Genomic DNA, 14,590 nt, shown 5'->3' on the forward strand with positions numbered 1-14,590 from the left:
CCGGAGGTGCGGCGGTCATGAACGGACAGTCACCTCCCGGTCATTTCTCGATCACCTGGTTGTCCGTGGCCGCCTTGAGATCGTCGTCGTACCTGTTCGCCGCCTCGTCCACCGAACTGTCGCCCGTCGTCACGCCCTCCATGGCCTCCTGGACGGCGGTCGAGACCTTCGGGTACGCCGGGTACGCGGGCCGGTAGTGCGTGCTCTCGACCAGATCGGTGAAGAACTTGATGCCGGGCTGCGCCTTCACGTACGCGGGGTCCTCGGCGACGTCCTTCCGTACCGCGATACCGGAGTTGGCGATGTACCACTTCTGGGCGTTCGCCTTCGTCTGCAGCGTCTCGATGAACTTGAAGGCGAGGTCGGGGTTGGCCGCCTTGTCCGGGATCGCCCAGGTCCAGCCGCCGGACATGCTCACCTTGCCGGGGGCCTGGCCGTTCTGGGTCGGCATGGCGGCGAGGCCCAGCTTCTCCGACCACTCGGGCCATTCGTGGCCGCTGCCCTCCAGCCAGTCCTGCGGGAGCCACGAGCCGTCGAGGTTGATGCCGAGTTTGCCTTCGGGGAGGAGTTCACCGCGGACACGCGTCGAGATGTTCGGGTCGAGGGCGTCGGAGACGTCGGGGCCGAGCTTCTCCTTGTAGACCGTTTCCACGAAGGCGAGCGCGTCCTTGAAGCCCTTGCTCCCTGCGATCCATTTCTTCGACGCCTCGTCGTACAGGGGGTCCGTCTTTCCGTCACCCGTCCCGTAGAGCAGCATTTCGAAGCCCTGCATGGTGGCGGCCTCGCCCGCGGGTTTGCCCGTGTAGACGTTCAGGGGAGTGACGCCGGGGACCTTCTTCTTGATGGTGCGGGCGGCTTCGAGGATGTCGTCCCAGGTCTTCGGCTGCCAGTCCGCCGGGAGCCCGGCCTTCTGGAAGACCGCCTTGTCGAACCAGAGCCCCCGGGTGTCGGTGCCGTCCGGAATGCCGTACGTCTTGCCGTCCTGGGCCTTCGCCGCCGTCTTGGCGGTGTCGATGAACTGGTCCCAGTCCTTCCACTTGTCGAGGTACGGGTCGAGGGGTTTCAAGTACCCGCTGGTGATGTCCGAGTTGATGAGGAACGTGTCCTCGTAGACCAGGTCGGGCGCGGTCTTGGGCGAGCGCAGCATCTGCTGCACCTTCGTGTAGTACTCGGAGTCCGGGGCCTTGATCGGGACGAGCTTGACCTTCTTGCCCGGATTCGCCTTCTCGAACTGCTTCTTGACGGCGGCGAGGTGGGTGTCCATGATCCGGACCGAATTGTCCGTGGACTGTTTGTAGGACACCTCCACCGTGTCCGGGTCACTCCCGGATCCCGAGCCGCACGCGGTGACGGCGCCGGCGCCGGTGACGACGAGGGTCCCGGCGAGAAGCAGGCGGAGCCGGGAAGAAGCCGGGCGGGAACGGGGGCGGGTGCCGGTACGGATGCCGGGGCGGGTGCGACGGTGGGGAGGGGCGGCGGTGGGGCGCACGGGCAGGACCTCCTACTGGCCGACGTCGTTGTGGCCGAGTTCGTCTGCTGCCCGGTGAACGTAAGAGGGGGAACTGTGCCAGGTCAATGACCTTGCACGGCCCGGGTGTTGAGCATGAACGTCATGTCGTCCCGGCGGCGCGACGGCCCATGGCCACGACGGCCCGGATCCCCGCCCCTCAGGGCCCCTTCACCCACTGGTACTGCAACTCGGGCCTCCCCACCTGCCCGTACTGCGGACTCCGTCCCGCCCGCCCCGCATCCACCAGGTGCTCCAGATACCGCCGAGCCGTGATCCGGGAGATTCCCACGGCCTCAGCCACCCCCGTCGCGGTCAGGCCCTCGGCAGAGTCCCGCAGCGCCCGGGTGACCCGCTCCAGCGTCGGTGCGCTCAACCCTTTGGGCAGCTCAGCCGGACCCGGTGCGCGCAGGGTGGCCAGCGCCCGGTCCACCTCGTCCTGGCCGCTGGCCTCGCCGACCGACGCGTGGAACTCGGCGTACCGGATGAGCCGGTCCCGCAGGGTGGCGAAGGTGAACGGCTTCAGTACGTACTGCACCACACCCAGCGAGACGCCCTCCCGCACCACCGTGAGATCCCGCGCCGAGGTCACCGCGATGACGTCGGCGTGGTACCCGGCCGCGCGGAGGGAGCGGGCGAGCTGCAGGCCGTGCCCGTCCGGGAGGTGGAGGTCCAGGAGGAGCAGGTCCACCGGCGTGCGGTCCAGCGCCCGCCGGGCCTCCGCGCCGGTGTGGGCCTTGCCCACCGCCGTGAAGCCGGGCACACGTCCCACGTACATGACGTGCGCGTCCGCCGCGACGGGGTCGTCCTCGACGACCAGGACGCGGATGTCGTGCGACGGCGTGCTCATACGGTGCCTCCGTGCGGACTGGGCTGCGGAGCCGGCTCGGCTTCGGCCTCGGCCTTGGCTTCCGCTTCGGCGTGGACCTTAGTCCCCCCGGCCGGAGTCCGCCCCGTCGCTGCAGAGGCCCGTTCCCCGGAGCGCAACGGCAGCCGCACCTCGAACGACGCCCCGCCCTCGTCGGCCTCCGTCACGGTCAGGCTTCCGCCGTGACGGCTGACGGTCTGGTGTACGAGCGCCAGGCCGAGCCCTCGCCCCCCGGGACCGGAGGGCTTCGTGGACCAGCCGCGCTGGAAGACCGCCTCCGTGTGGGCCGGATCGACGCCGGCTCCCGTGTCGATGACGCGGAGGACCAGCTCCGCGTCGTCGGCGAGCGCGGTGACCGTGACACGGGCGCCCACGGAGCCCTGGGCCGCGTCCACGGCGTTGTCGATCAGGTTTCCCAGCACGGTCACCAGGTCACGGGTGGGGAGGGAGTCCGGCAGCAGACCGTCGTCGATGCTGCTGTCCTCGGAGACCACGAGCTCGACGCCCCGTTCGTTCGCCTGGGCCGCCTTGCCCAGCAGAAGGGCCGCGAGGACGGGCTCGCTCACCGCGGCGACCACCTGGTCGGTGAGGGCCTGGGCCAGCTCCAGCTCGGCGGTGGCGAAGCCGACGGCCTCCTCCGTGCGGTCCAGCTCGATCAGGGACACCACCGTGTGCAGGCGGTTCGCGGCCTCGTGCGCCTGGGAGCGCAGCGCCTGCGTGAAGCCGCGCTCGGAGTCCAGCTCGCCCATCAGGGACTGGAGTTCGGTCACATCGCGCAGCGTCACGACCGTGCCCCGGCGTTCACCGCTGGACACCGGCGACGTGTTCACCACGAGCACCCGCGCCGCGGTGAGGTGCACCTCGTCCACGCGGGGCTCCGCCGACAGCAGCGCGCCCGTCAGCGGGGCGGGCAGACCGAGGTCCGCGACGGAGCGGCCCACCACGTCTTCGCGAACGTCCAGGAGCTCCCGCGCGCCGTCGTTGATCAGCGCCACCCGGAACTGCCCGTCCAGCATCAGCAGCCCCTCACGCACGGCGTGCAGAGCGGCCTGGTGGTAGTCGTGCATACGGCTGAGTTCGGTCGCGTTCAACCCGTGGGTGGAGCGGCGCAGGCGTGCGTTGATGATGTAGGTACCGACGGCGCCGAGGGCCAGGGCGCCCGCCGCGACGGCGAACAGGGCCGTCACCTGGCCCTGGACCCGCTCGCTGATCACGTCCACCTTGATGCCCGCGCTGACCAGGCCGACGATGCGGCCGTCGTCATAGATCGGGGTGACGGCGCGTACGGACGCGCCGAGGGTGCCCGTGTACGTCTCCGTGAAGGACTCGCCGTGGAGAGCGCGCTCGGTGTTGCCGAGGAAGCGCTGTCCTATCTCCTCCTCCCTGGGGTGGGTCCAGCGGATGCCCTGCGTGTTCATGATCGTGACGAAGTCGACCTCCGCGTGGCGCATCACCTCGGTCGCGTACGGCTGGAGGGTCTTCGTCGGGTTCCGGGTACGGATGGCCGCGCGGACGGAAGGGGAGTCCGCGACCGTGCGGGCCACGCCCATGGCCTGGCGGCGCGTGGCCTCCTCGGCCTGACCGCGGTCGCTGACGTATGTGAAGAGGGCATATCCAGCCACCAGAACGGCGACGAGCACCGCCTGCATGAGGAAGAGCTGGCCCGCCAGGCTGCGGGGCCGGGGGAAACGCATGGAGTCAGTCTGCCTTGACGTTTGGCGTGAACTAAATGAACGGAAGGGTGACCGGCCTCACAAGGCAGGAGATAGTCACCGACAACCCCGGATGTGAGCCGCACGCCGGTGATGCCGACGATGACGTCAAGGAGGCAGCCGTGAGTACGTCCAAAACGGCACCTACCCCCGCTGCCAAGCGGGACCGCACCCACTACCTCTACATCGCAGTGATTGTCGCGGTGGTGCTCGGCATCACCGTGGGCCTGGTTTCCCCCGACTTCGCGGTCGAACTGAAGCCGGTCGGGACCGGCTTCGTGAACCTCATCAAGATGATGATCTCGCCGATCATCTTCTGCACGATCGTGCTGGGCATCGGCTCGGTACGGAAGGCCGCGAAGGTCGGTGCCGTCGGTGGCATCGCGCTCGGCTACTTCCTGGTGATGTCGCTGGTCGCCCTTGGAATCGGCCTGGTCGTCGGCAACATAGTCGAGCCGGGTACGGGCCTCCAGGTGACGGACGCCATCAAGGAGACCGGTCATGCGCAGGTCGACTCGGAGGCGCTGCCGCCGGTCGAGTTCGTGCTGTCGATCATCCCGGTCACGATGGTCTCCGCCTTCACCGAGGGCCAGGTCCTGCAGACGCTCCTCATCGCCCTGCTCGCCGGCTTCGCGCTGCAGGCGATGGGCCGCACCGGTGAGCCGGTCCTGCGCGGGATCGAGCACATCCAGCGGCTCGTCTTCCGCATCCTCGCCATGGTGATGTGGGCCGCCCCCATCGGTGCCTTCGGCGCCATCGCCGCGGTCGTCGGTTCTGCGGGTCTGGACGCCCTCAAGAGCCTCGCGGTCCTGATGCTCGCCTTCTACACCACCTGTTTCCTCTTCGTCTTCATCGTGCTCGCCGCGCTGCTGCGCGTCGTCGCGGGCCTGAACATCCTCACGCTCTTCAAGTACCTGGGCCGTGAGTTCCTGCTGATCCTGTCCACCTCCTCCTCCGAGTCCGCGCTGCCGCGGCTCATCGCGAAGATGGAGCACATGGGTGTCAGCAAGCCGGTGGTCGGCATCACCGTCCCGACCGGCTACTCCTTCAACCTCGACGGCACCATGATCTACATGACCATGGCCTCGCTGTACATCGCGGACGCCCTGGGTACGCCGATGTCGATCGGCGAGCAGATTCCGCTGCTCCTGTTCCTCCTCGTCGCCTCGAAGGGCGCGGCGGGCGTCAGCGGCGCCGGTCTCGCCACGCTGGCCGGTGGTCTCCAGTCGCACAAGCCCGCGCTGGTCGACGGCGTCGGCCTGATCGTCGGCATCGACCGCTTCATGAGCGAGGCGCGCGCCCTGACGAACTTCGCCGGCAACGCCGTGGCCACGGTCCTGATCGGCACGTGGACCAAGGAGATCGACAAGGAGCGGGTCGGAGAGGTCCTCGCCGGCCGGCTGCCCTTCGACGAGAAGACGCTCCTCGACGAGGGCGACGACGCCCCCGCCGCCGACGGCTCGTCGCGCGGGGACGACAAGGAGCTGGCGAAGGCCTAGAGCCTCCGCCTCCGGCAGGCTCGCCGGTTCCAGGGCAAGGGCCTGGAACCGGCAGGCCGCCGGCCGCGGCCACAAGGCCGACAGCTCCCGCTCAGAAAACTCCGGGCGGCTGGGTGGATCCCCCGTCGTCCAGCCGCCCGGTCTCATACGTTCAGCGCTCAGCCCTGTGGCCACCGGCCCGGCGGCTCGATGGTTCAGCCACCGGCCTCCGGGCCGGTGGCTTCAGTGGTTCTGCGGTTCAGCCACCCGCCTTCCACGCCTCGCGGCCCCCGTGGGTGGCCGCCTCGGCAACCAGCCCCCGGCTCAGACCCCTCGTCCTCACTTACCTTTTGGTTCGTACCTGACCAAATAGTAGGTACTTGTGCCGAGTTGGGTGCCCCAGCAGCATGGTCCGCATGCCAACTGACCTTGAAACGACCTCTGCCGACCTCGAAAAGACCTCTGTCGCCGTCCTCGGGCTGGGCGCGATGGGCCAGGCCCTCGCCGCCGCCTTACTGCGGGCCGGGCATCCCACCACCGTCTGGAACCGTTCCGCGGGCAAGGGCGACAAGCTCGTCGCCCAGGGCGCCGTCCGCGCCGCGACCGCCGGCGACGCCGTGCGCGCGGCCGAGCTGATCGTGGTCTGCGTGGTCGACTACGACGCGGCCGGGACCATCCTTGAATCCGCCGCCGGCGACCTGCCCGGCCGGGTCCTCGTCAATCTCACCTCCGACACCCCGGAGCGCGCCCGCACCACCGCGGCCTGGGCGAACGACCGCGGTGTCGACTATCTCGACGGCGCGATCATGGTGCCGATCACGATGATCGGGCAGCCGGAGGCCCTGATCTTCTACAGCGGTCCGCAGGCGGCGTACGACAAGCACGAGACCGCGCTCAAGGCGCTGGGCGGGCGGCCCGCGTACCTCGGTGAGGACCAAGGGCTCGCCGCCGTCTACGACTTGGCGCTGCTCGACTTCTTCTACGGGTCCATCGCCGGGCTGGTGCACGCGTTCGCACTGGCCGGGGCCGACGGGGTGCGCGCGACCGACCTTGCCCCGTACCTGAACACCATCACCGCCATCCTGCCGCCCCTCGCCGCCGGCGCCGCGCGCGACATCGACGCGGGCAGCTTCCCGGGCGAAGAAGCCAATCTCGGCATGATGGCGACCGCTGTGGACCACATCCTGGAGTGGGCGGAACACCGCGGCCTCGACGTGAGTACGGTCCGCCCGATCAAGGACGTCTACGACAAGGCCGTCGCCCGAGGCCACGCCGCCGACAGCTGGACGAGCACGATCGAGGTCGTACGGGGCGGCTGAGGCCGCTGATCGCGTTCAAACTCTTTGACGTGCCGATGTGTCGGGCCTCAGGCTGGAAGCGCCGTTGGCGGGACGGACCGGTACGGAGGCGGGCATGGGGGACGAGTCGGAGTTCACGGGCACGGGGGAGTACGCGGCGTACGAGCCGGCTCGGCCGCCGTCGCCGGCCAACGGGCGGCCGTTGTCGATGGACGAGGTGAGCGACCTCTTCCATGAATTCCTCGCGCGGTCGCGCGTCCCAAGCGCACGGACAGGGAGGGCCGTGACCTCACCGAGCGGCTGCGCGCGCATCTGGGGAGCGCGCCGAGGGACCAGCCGGTGATCAAGGCCGCGTATCCCTCGTACGACCTGCCCAACGTGCATCTGGCGCTGGAGCGCTGGTTCGCCGCCGAGGGGCGGGCGTACGAGCTGATCGGGATGACGGGCGCGGAACACCGCGGGGACTTCACGCTGGGCGAGATCCTCGAATCGGCGGACCGCTACGACCGGTTCGTGCTCGGGGCGGTCGACTACGCGCATCTGCCGGTGTCCCCGGACGAGGAACTCGCCTGCGTCTCCGTCGGGTTCTACCTCGGTCAGGAGGGCGAGGAGCGGTTCGCGGTGCTGCTGCGCGGTCCGGCGGACGAGTACGGGCGCAACAAGGTGGAGATCGAAGTACTGGCCCGGGAAAAGGAGTTCGCGGACCGTCTGCTCGCCGAGATCGACACGCTGATGCGCGAGCACAACATCTTCCGCGGTCAGATCCTCTCCTTCGAGGGCTCGGAATTCGGGGAGGGCCTCGGGCCGTTCCGCTTCCACCGCCGGCCCGCGCTGACGCGCGACGAGATCGTGCTGCCGTCGGGGCTTCTGGAACGGGTGGAGCGACAGGTCGTCGGGGTGGCCCGGCGGCGCGAGCGGCTGCGCGCCGCGGGCCAGCATCTGCGGCGCGGACTGCTTCTGTACGGGCCGCCGGGCACGGGCAAGACCCACACGATCCGCTATCTCCTCTCCCACTTGTCGGAGTTCACAGTCGTGGTGCTCGCCGGTACGAGCATCGGCTCCATCGGCACGGCCTGCGCGCTCGCCCGCATGCTCCAGCCCGCGCTGGTGATCCTCGAGGACTGCGACCTGATCGCCGAGGCCCGCGACTACGGCGGCGGCGAACAGCCCCTCCTCTTCCAGGTGCTGAACGAGATGGACGGCCTCGGCGACGACGCCGATGTGGCCTTCCTCCTCACCACCAACCGCGCCGACCTCCTCGAACCCGCCCTCGTCCAGCGCCCCGGCCGCGTCGACCTGGCGGTCGAGATTCCGCTCCCGGACGCGGAGGGCCGCGCCCGGCTCCTCCACCTGTACGGCTCCTCGCTGGGCCTCGGCAAGGAGATCACCGACGAGGTGGTGGCCCGCACGGAGGGCACGACGGCGTCCTTCACCAAGGAACTCGTACGCCGGGCCGTCCTGATCTCGGCGGAACGCGAGGCGGACCGCACGGACGCGGAGGACCTGCGCACGGCGGCCGACGAACTCCTCTCGGACCGCGACCACCTGACCCGCCGCCTGCTGGGCGTACGGCCCTCCGGGCAGGACGCGGGCGAGGAAGACCAAGACGAAGACGACGATGACGCGGAGTGGCTGTCGGCCGAGGCCGAGTGACCTCCTCCGCGAGCTGTTTGCCTTGACGTCGGCGTCAAGCATTACCGTCGCGGTATGCGAATCGGCGAGTTGGCGGCGCGGGCCGGGACCACCACGCGGGCGCTTCGGTATTACGAGGCGCGGGGGCTGTTGCCCGCGCGGCGTGGGGCCAATGGGTATCGCACGTACGACGAGGACGATCTGCGGCTGTTGCGGCAGATCCGGACGTTGCAGGACTTCGGATTCGACCTGGAGGAGACCCGGCCCTTCGTGGAGTGTCTGCGGGCCGGGCACCCGGAGGGCGACTCGTGCCCGGCCTCGCTCGCCGTCTACCGGCGCAAGCTGGGCGAACTCGACGCGCTGATCGGCGAGTTGCAGGCCGTACGGGCGCAGGTCGGTGCCCAGTTGGCGAAGGCCGAGCAGGCGCGCGACGAGCTGGCGGCCGGTGCGGAGGTTCCGGGCGGTCCGGAACCCGTATGCGAACTGGGAGGGCGGACGCGGTGATCAAGGCGGCAGGCGTGGCCGAGGTGACGGACGCGGACTTCGAGGCGGAGGTGATCGGGGCCGAGCTGCCCGTGCTGGTGGAGTTCACGGCCGACTGGTGCCCGCCGTGCCGGCAGATCGCGCTGGTACTGAGCGCCATCGCCTTCGAGGAGGGCGACCGGCTCAAGGTGGTGCAGCTGGACGTGGACACGAACCCGGGGATCACGAACGCCTACGGGGTGCTGTCGATGCCCACGCTCATGGTGTTCCGGGCCGGCGAGCCGGTGAAGTCGATGGTGGGGGCGAGGTCGAAGCGGCGACTGCTGGAAGAGCTGTCCGACGTGATCTGAGCCGCGGAACCGTGATCCGAGGCTTGGAACAACGCCCCTGAACAACGGGCATGCGACACAAGAAATCCCCCGAGCAATTGCGCTCGGGGGATTTCTTTACGTATATTCGATAGTTCACGACTTCAAGGGCACGGAGTCGCAAAGCAGTTCAATGAACACAGTATATCCGGGCGGGAGTGGAATTGTCAAACACCGATTTTCCGGACGATGAATTGCGCAACGAGCAGGAATTCATCGACGGACTGTACGCACGCGTCGACGCCCTGCGCGGCGGCACCGAGTCCGCCGTGGCGGATGCCCTCGCGCAGGGCAGTACGCCGATGCAGGCACGCCTGGAACGGGACGTCCTGGTCGCCGAGCGCTCGGGGCTGCTCGCCGCGCTGAACGCGGTGGACGGTTCCCTCTGCTTCGGCCGTATCGACGGAACCACCGGAACCACCCACCACATCGGCCGTATCGGGATCCGCGCCGACGACACCGAGCACACCCCGATCCTGATCGACTGGCGGGCTCCGGTCGCCCGGCCCTTCTACCTCGCCACCGGCCACACCCCGATGGGCCTACGCCGCCGCCGGCACATCACCACCGAGGGCCGCGCCGTCACCGCCCTGCACGACGAGATCCTCGACCTGGGGGACGAGCAGCGCACCGGGCACGAGGACCCCACCGGCGACGCCGTCCTGCTCGCCGCCCTCAACTCCGCGCGCACCGGCCGCATGAGCGACATCGTGCAGACCATCCAGGCCGAGCAGGACCGCATCATCCGCGCCCCGTACCGCGGGGTGCTGGTGGTGGAGGGCGGACCCGGCACCGGCAAGACCGCTGTCGCGCTGCACCGGGCCGCGTATCTCCTCTACGAACACCGGGAGCTGCTCGCCAAGCGGGCCGTCCTGATCGTCGGCCCCAACCCGGCGTTCCTCGGCTACATCGGCGAGGTCCTGCCCTCACTCGGCGAGACCGGCGTCCTGCTCGCGACCGTCGGCGAGCTCTACCCCGGCGTGAGGGCGACCGCGATCGACACCCCCGAGGCCGCCGCCGTGAAGGGCCGCGCCGACATGGCCGACGTCCTCGCCGCCGTCGTGAGCGACCGCCAGGCCCTGCCCGACCCGGTGATCGCCATCCAGCACGACCGGGACGTCCTGATGCTCGACGACGACCTCGTACGCGTCGCCCGTGAGCGCACGCGCGAGGCGAAGCTGCAGCACAACGCCGCCCGCGAGCACTTCGAGGGCCACATCCTCAACACTCTCACCGACATGGTCGCCGAGCGGATCGGCACGGATCCGTACGACGGCACGAACCTGCTCGACGCCAGCGACATCACACAGATCCGTGACGAGCTGGCCGAGAACCCGGAAGTCTGGTCGGCCATCGACCAGTTGTGGCCGCGTGTGACCCCGCAGCGCCTGGTGGCCGACTTCCTCGCCGAGCCGGACGGCTTTGTCAGTGAGCCCGACGCCGCCGCGATCCGCCGCAGGGTGACGCGAGCGTGGACCACCGCGGACGTCCCCCTCCTCGACGAGGCCGCCGAACTCCTCGGCGAGGACGACCGGTTGGCCAGGGCGGCGGCCGAGAAAGAACGCAACGAGCACATCGCGTACGCGCAGAGCGTGCTGGACATCTCGTACGCCTCACGGACGTACGAGTTCGAGGACAAGGAGGACGGCGACCCCGACGGCTCCGAGGTCCTGTCCGCGCACGACATCATCGACGCCGAGCGGATGGCCGAGCGCCAGGAGGAGGACGACCACCGCAGCGCCGCCGAGCGGGCCGCGGCCGACCGTACCTGGGCGTTCGGGCACATCATCGTCGACGAGGCGCAAGAGCTGTCGCCGATGGCATGGCGGCTGCTGATGCGGCGCAGCCCCACTCGGTCCATGACGCTCGTCGGCGATCCCGCGCAGACGGCCGAGGCCGCGGGCGTCGGCTCCTGGGCCGGCATCCTCCAGCCGTATGTCGAGGACCGCTGGGAGCACACCCGCCTCGCCGTCAACTACCGCACGCCGTCCGAGATCATGGACGTCGCGGCGGCCGTGGTGCGCGCCGAGCATCCCGGCTTCGAGCCGCCGAGTTCCGTGCGCTCGACGGGCGTACGACCGTGGGCGCGGGCCACCGACGACCTGCCGGGGGCCGTGGCGAAGGCGGTCGCGGAACTGACCCCCGCCGAGGGCCGCCTGGCGGTGATCGCGCCGCGCGATCTGCACAGGTCGCTGGCCGCGCGGCTGGACGGCGTCACGGCGGGCAAGGAGCCCGACCTGACCCGTACGGTCGTCCTGCTGGACCCTCGTCAGGCCAAGGGGCTGGAGTTCGACTCGGTCCTGGTGGTCGAGCCGTCCCGGTACGGCACGAGCGACCTCTACGTCGCCCTGACGCGCGCCACGCAGGCGCTGGGCATCGTGCACACGGGGGAGCTGCCGAAGGCGGTGGCGGCGGCGTTCTGACATGCGGGGGCTCTCGCCACATCCTCCTTGGGGATCACCAAGTCGTAACAGTTGGCGTCGTCGTCACAGCTTGTAAGCGCATGATGCGGTAAGCGTGTCCGAATGGAACATCACCCGTTCGCCGCTGCCCCGGCCGACGCGCCGCCGCTGGAGTCGCTGTCCGTCGAGCCGCTGCTGACCTCGGCCTTCGACACCGATCCGGCCGGTGTGTACGGGCACCTGCGGCGCACCTACGGCCCGGTGGCGCCGGTCGGCCTGATGGGCGTACCGGTGTGGCTGGTCCTCGACTACCGCGAGGTCCTGGAGGTGCTCCGCAACGAGAGCCTGTGGCGACGGGACATCCGGTACTGGCGGACCCGGGCGGAGGGGCGGCTGCCGCAGGACTGGCCGCTGCTCGCCGGATACGAGGTCCGGCAGACGATGTTCATGGACGACGAGGAGCATCTGGCCGCCCGGGGGACCCTCCACTCCGCTCTCGGCCCGTTCCAGGACGGGCGCACCCCGCAGGGATGGGAGCTGAGGGCGAATGTCGTGGCGTACGCGGACGAACTCTTCGCACTGCTCGCCGCCGAGTCCGGTTCCGCCGGTTACATGGACCTGGCCGCGCAGTACACCAGGCCGTTGCTGCTGATGATCACCACCCGGCTGTTCGGCTGCCCCGTCGAACTCGGCGACGAGATGGTCATGGACCTGTGGCGGATGCTCGACGGCGGGCCCGACGCGGGGCCCGCCACCGGGAGGGCGCTGGCGGCCATGACCCGGCTGGCCGCCCACCGCCGGGCCGTGCCCGGCGACGACCTCACCTCGTACATGCTTCTGGCCGATCCGTCCCTCTCCGACGAACAGCTCGGCCGCGAGCTGTTCATGAACGCCGTGTACCTCAACGACATCACCGGCAACATGGTGTGCAACACCCTGCTGGAGGTGCTGCGTGGCAACGCCACCGTCCGCAGGAGCCTGTCGGCCGGGCTGATCGGCGAGACCGTCAACCGGGCGGCGCTGGCCAATCCCCCCGTGGCCAACCTGTGCTTCCGCTTCGCGGCCCGCGACGTACGGCTCGGGAACTTCTGGATCCGGGCCGGCGATGTCGTGCTGCCGTCCGCGGCGGCCGCGCATCACGACCTCATGGCGATCGGGTCCCCTCTCGTCGACTCCACGGTCAGTACGCGTGCCCATCTGGGGTGGGGCGCGGGGCCGCACCAGTGCCCCAGTGCCGCGCGCGAGTTGGCCGGTCAGATCGTGGCCACGGCTGTGGGCCGGGTCTTCGAGTACTTCGCCAAGGTCGAACTCACCCTTCCGCCGGACCAGTTGCCCTGGCGGTCCGGACCCGTCGTGCGGGGCCTGCGACTCCTCCCGGTCCGTTACGAGCTCAGCCGGAACCGTCCCGTCCGCCAGGCGCCGCCCGGCAGGGTGACTGCCAACGGAGCCCCACGGCCCGACGACCCCTCGCGCTCCTCAGCCCACCATGCCAGGGGGCTGCTGGCGTCCCTGCGGCACCTGATGTTCGGCTCGCGCAAGAGGGGTTGAGGGGGTTTGTTTCGCCCCCGCCGCCCCTACCCGTCCCATCCCGTTCCTGGGGGCTGCGCCCCCAGACCCCCGCTATCGGCCTGAACGGCCTCGTCCTCAAACGCCGGACGGGCTGAAAATCAGCTCTCCGGCGTTTGAGGAGCGGGGTCTGGGGCGGAGCCCCAGGGGATGGGTGGGGGTCCCCCCTGCTCGAGCGAAGCCGAGAGCTTGGGGGAGGGTAGGGGCGGCGGGGGCGAGAAAACCTATGCCGGGCGCAGCCACACCGTCGCCAGCGGGGGCAACGTCAGCCGGATGCTGGCCGGGCGGCCGTGCCAGGCCTGGGCGTCCGGCTTGAGAGGGTCGGGGTTGGTGACGTCACTGCCGCCGTACCGCGCGGCATCGGTGTTCAGCACCTCGGTCCAGGCGGGCACGTCATCCGGGACACCCACCCGGTACGCGTGCCGAACCACCGGCGAGAAGTGCGACACGGCCAGCAGCGGAGCGCCATCCGCGTCGAAGCGCAGAAACGCGAAGACGTTGTCGTCCGCCGCGTCCCCCACGACCCAGGAGAACCCGTCCGGCACCGTGTCCAGTTCCCACAGCGCCGGAGTCCGCCGGTACACCGAGTTCAGACCTCGGACGAGGTCACGCACGCCCCGATGGTCCGGCTCCGCCCCGTACGACGGATCGAGCAGCCACCAGTCAGGGCCGTGCCCTTCCGACCACTCGGCGCCCTGCGCGAACTCCTGGCCCATGAAGAGGAGCTGCTTGCCGGGGTGGGCCCACATGAAGCCCAGGTACGCGCGGTGGTTGGCCCGCTGCTGCCACCAGTCGCCCGGCATCTTCGACACCAGCGACCGCTTGCCGTGGACGACCTCGTCGTGCGAGATGGGCAGCACGTAGTTCTCGCTGTACGCGTACACCATCGAGAACGTCATCTCGTTGTGGTGGTACTTCCGGTGCACGGGCTCCTTCGACACATAGTCCAGCGAGTCGTGCATCCAGCCCATGTTCCACTTCAGCCCGAAGCCGAGTCCGCCGAAGCCGCCGGGGCCGATGTGGTGGGTGGCGCGCGTGACGCCGTCCCAGGCGGTCGACTCCTCGGCGATCGTGACGACGCCCGGCTCGCGCCGGTACACCGTCGCGTTCATCTCCTGCAGGAAGGCGACCGCGTCGAGGTTCTCGCGTCCGCCGTACTCGTTGGGCGTCCACTGGCCGTGTTCGCGCGAGTAGTCGAGGTAGAGCATCGAGGCCACGGCGTCGACCCGCAGCCCGTCGATGTGGAACTCCTCGCACCAGTACACGGCGTTGGCGA

General features: G+C 69.8%; 11 protein-coding genes. 7 read left to right on the plus strand and 4 right to left on the minus strand.

Translation table 11 applies throughout. From position 1 onward, the window contains the following. Positions 1-40: 40 nt before the first annotated feature. The 3 genes from FE633_RS38615 to FE633_RS38625 all read right to left on the minus strand — a co-directional run bounded on the left by FE633_RS38615 (position 41) and on the right by FE633_RS38625 (position 4,069). Positions 41-1,495, minus strand: a complete 1,455-nt coding sequence (locus tag FE633_RS38615; RefSeq protein ID WP_171060299.1) for an extracellular solute-binding protein — start codon at positions 1,493-1,495, stop codon at positions 41-43. A gap of 172 nt (positions 1,496-1,667) precedes the next feature. Beyond that, positions 1,668-2,357, minus strand: a complete 690-nt coding sequence (locus FE633_RS38620; protein ID WP_119099365.1) for a response regulator — start codon at positions 2,355-2,357, stop codon at positions 1,668-1,670. After that, a complete protein-coding gene (locus tag FE633_RS38625) occupies positions 2,354-4,069 on the minus strand; it encodes an ATP-binding protein (RefSeq protein WP_138049832.1) in 1,716 nt (571 codons plus the stop codon). Before FE633_RS38625 ends, FE633_RS38620 begins: the two co-directional genes overlap by 4 nt. Positions 4,070-4,209: 140 nt before the next feature. Between FE633_RS38625 and FE633_RS38630 the strand changes: the two genes are divergently transcribed. From FE633_RS38630 to FE633_RS38660, 7 genes are all read left to right on the plus strand, one after another. Continuing rightward, the gene (locus tag FE633_RS38630) at positions 4,210-5,586 is read left to right on the plus strand and encodes a cation:dicarboxylate symporter family transporter (RefSeq protein WP_246114025.1); all 1,377 of its coding nucleotides are present in this window, start codon (positions 4,210-4,212) and stop codon (positions 5,584-5,586) included. A 386-nt stretch (positions 5,587-5,972) separates the two neighbouring features. Next, positions 5,973-6,884, plus strand: a complete 912-nt coding sequence (locus FE633_RS38635) for an NAD(P)-dependent oxidoreductase (protein ID WP_138049834.1) — start codon at positions 5,973-5,975, stop codon at positions 6,882-6,884. 318 nt (positions 6,885-7,202) lie between these two features. Next, entirely contained in the window at positions 7,203-8,516 is a 1,314-nt protein-coding gene (locus tag FE633_RS38640) for an AAA family ATPase (protein WP_246114026.1), read from the plus strand. Positions 8,517-8,570: 54 nt separating this feature from the next. Continuing rightward, complete coding sequence (locus FE633_RS38645; RefSeq protein ID WP_138049835.1) at positions 8,571-8,999, plus strand: MerR family transcriptional regulator; 429 nt, start codon at positions 8,571-8,573, stop codon at positions 8,997-8,999. Continuing rightward, positions 8,972-9,328, plus strand: coding sequence for a thioredoxin family protein (locus FE633_RS38650; RefSeq protein ID WP_281291322.1), 357 nt, complete (start codon positions 8,972-8,974; stop codon positions 9,326-9,328). Before FE633_RS38645 ends, FE633_RS38650 begins: the two co-directional genes overlap by 28 nt. A gap of 182 nt (positions 9,329-9,510) precedes the next feature. Continuing rightward, positions 9,511-11,769 carry a HelD family protein gene (locus tag FE633_RS38655; protein ID WP_425473288.1) on the plus strand — a complete coding sequence of 753 codons (2,259 nt, stop codon included), beginning with the start codon at positions 9,511-9,513 and terminating at the stop codon, positions 11,767-11,769. A gap of 102 nt (positions 11,770-11,871) precedes the next feature. Next, positions 11,872-13,296, plus strand: coding sequence for a cytochrome P450 family protein (locus tag FE633_RS38660; protein WP_138049836.1), 1,425 nt, complete (start codon positions 11,872-11,874; stop codon positions 13,294-13,296). 242 nt (positions 13,297-13,538) lie between these two features. Here the strand turns inward: FE633_RS38660 and glgB are convergent. Further along, positions 13,539-14,590, minus strand: a 1,052-nt coding sequence (glgB, locus tag FE633_RS38665) for a 1,4-alpha-glucan branching enzyme (RefSeq protein WP_138049837.1), incomplete at its 5' end; no start/stop codon positions are given.

This window comes from Streptomyces montanus (assembly GCF_005786655.1).
Taxonomy (GTDB): Bacteria; Actinomycetota; Actinomycetes; order Streptomycetales; family Streptomycetaceae; genus Streptomyces; species Streptomyces sporangiiformans.

Excerpts from the sequence above, each read along its gene's own strand:
- FE633_RS38620 (WP_119099365.1), bottom strand. The coding sequence starts at position 2,357 with ATGAGCACGCCGTCGCACGACATCCGCGTCCTGGTCGTCGAGGACGAC.
- FE633_RS38625 (WP_138049832.1), bottom strand. The coding sequence starts at position 4,069 with ATGCGTTTCCCCCGGCCCCGCAGCCTGGCGGGCCAGCTCTTCCTCATG.
- FE633_RS38635 (WP_138049834.1), top strand. The coding sequence starts at position 5,973 with ATGGTCCGCATGCCAACTGACCTTGAAACGACCTCTGCCGACCTCGAA.
- FE633_RS38645 (WP_138049835.1), top strand. The coding sequence starts at position 8,571 with ATGCGAATCGGCGAGTTGGCGGCGCGGGCCGGGACCACCACGCGGGCG.
- FE633_RS38650 (WP_281291322.1), top strand. The coding sequence starts at position 8,972 with ATGCGAACTGGGAGGGCGGACGCGGTGATCAAGGCGGCAGGCGTGGCC.
- FE633_RS38660 (WP_138049836.1), top strand. The coding sequence starts at position 11,872 with ATGGAACATCACCCGTTCGCCGCTGCCCCGGCCGACGCGCCGCCGCTG.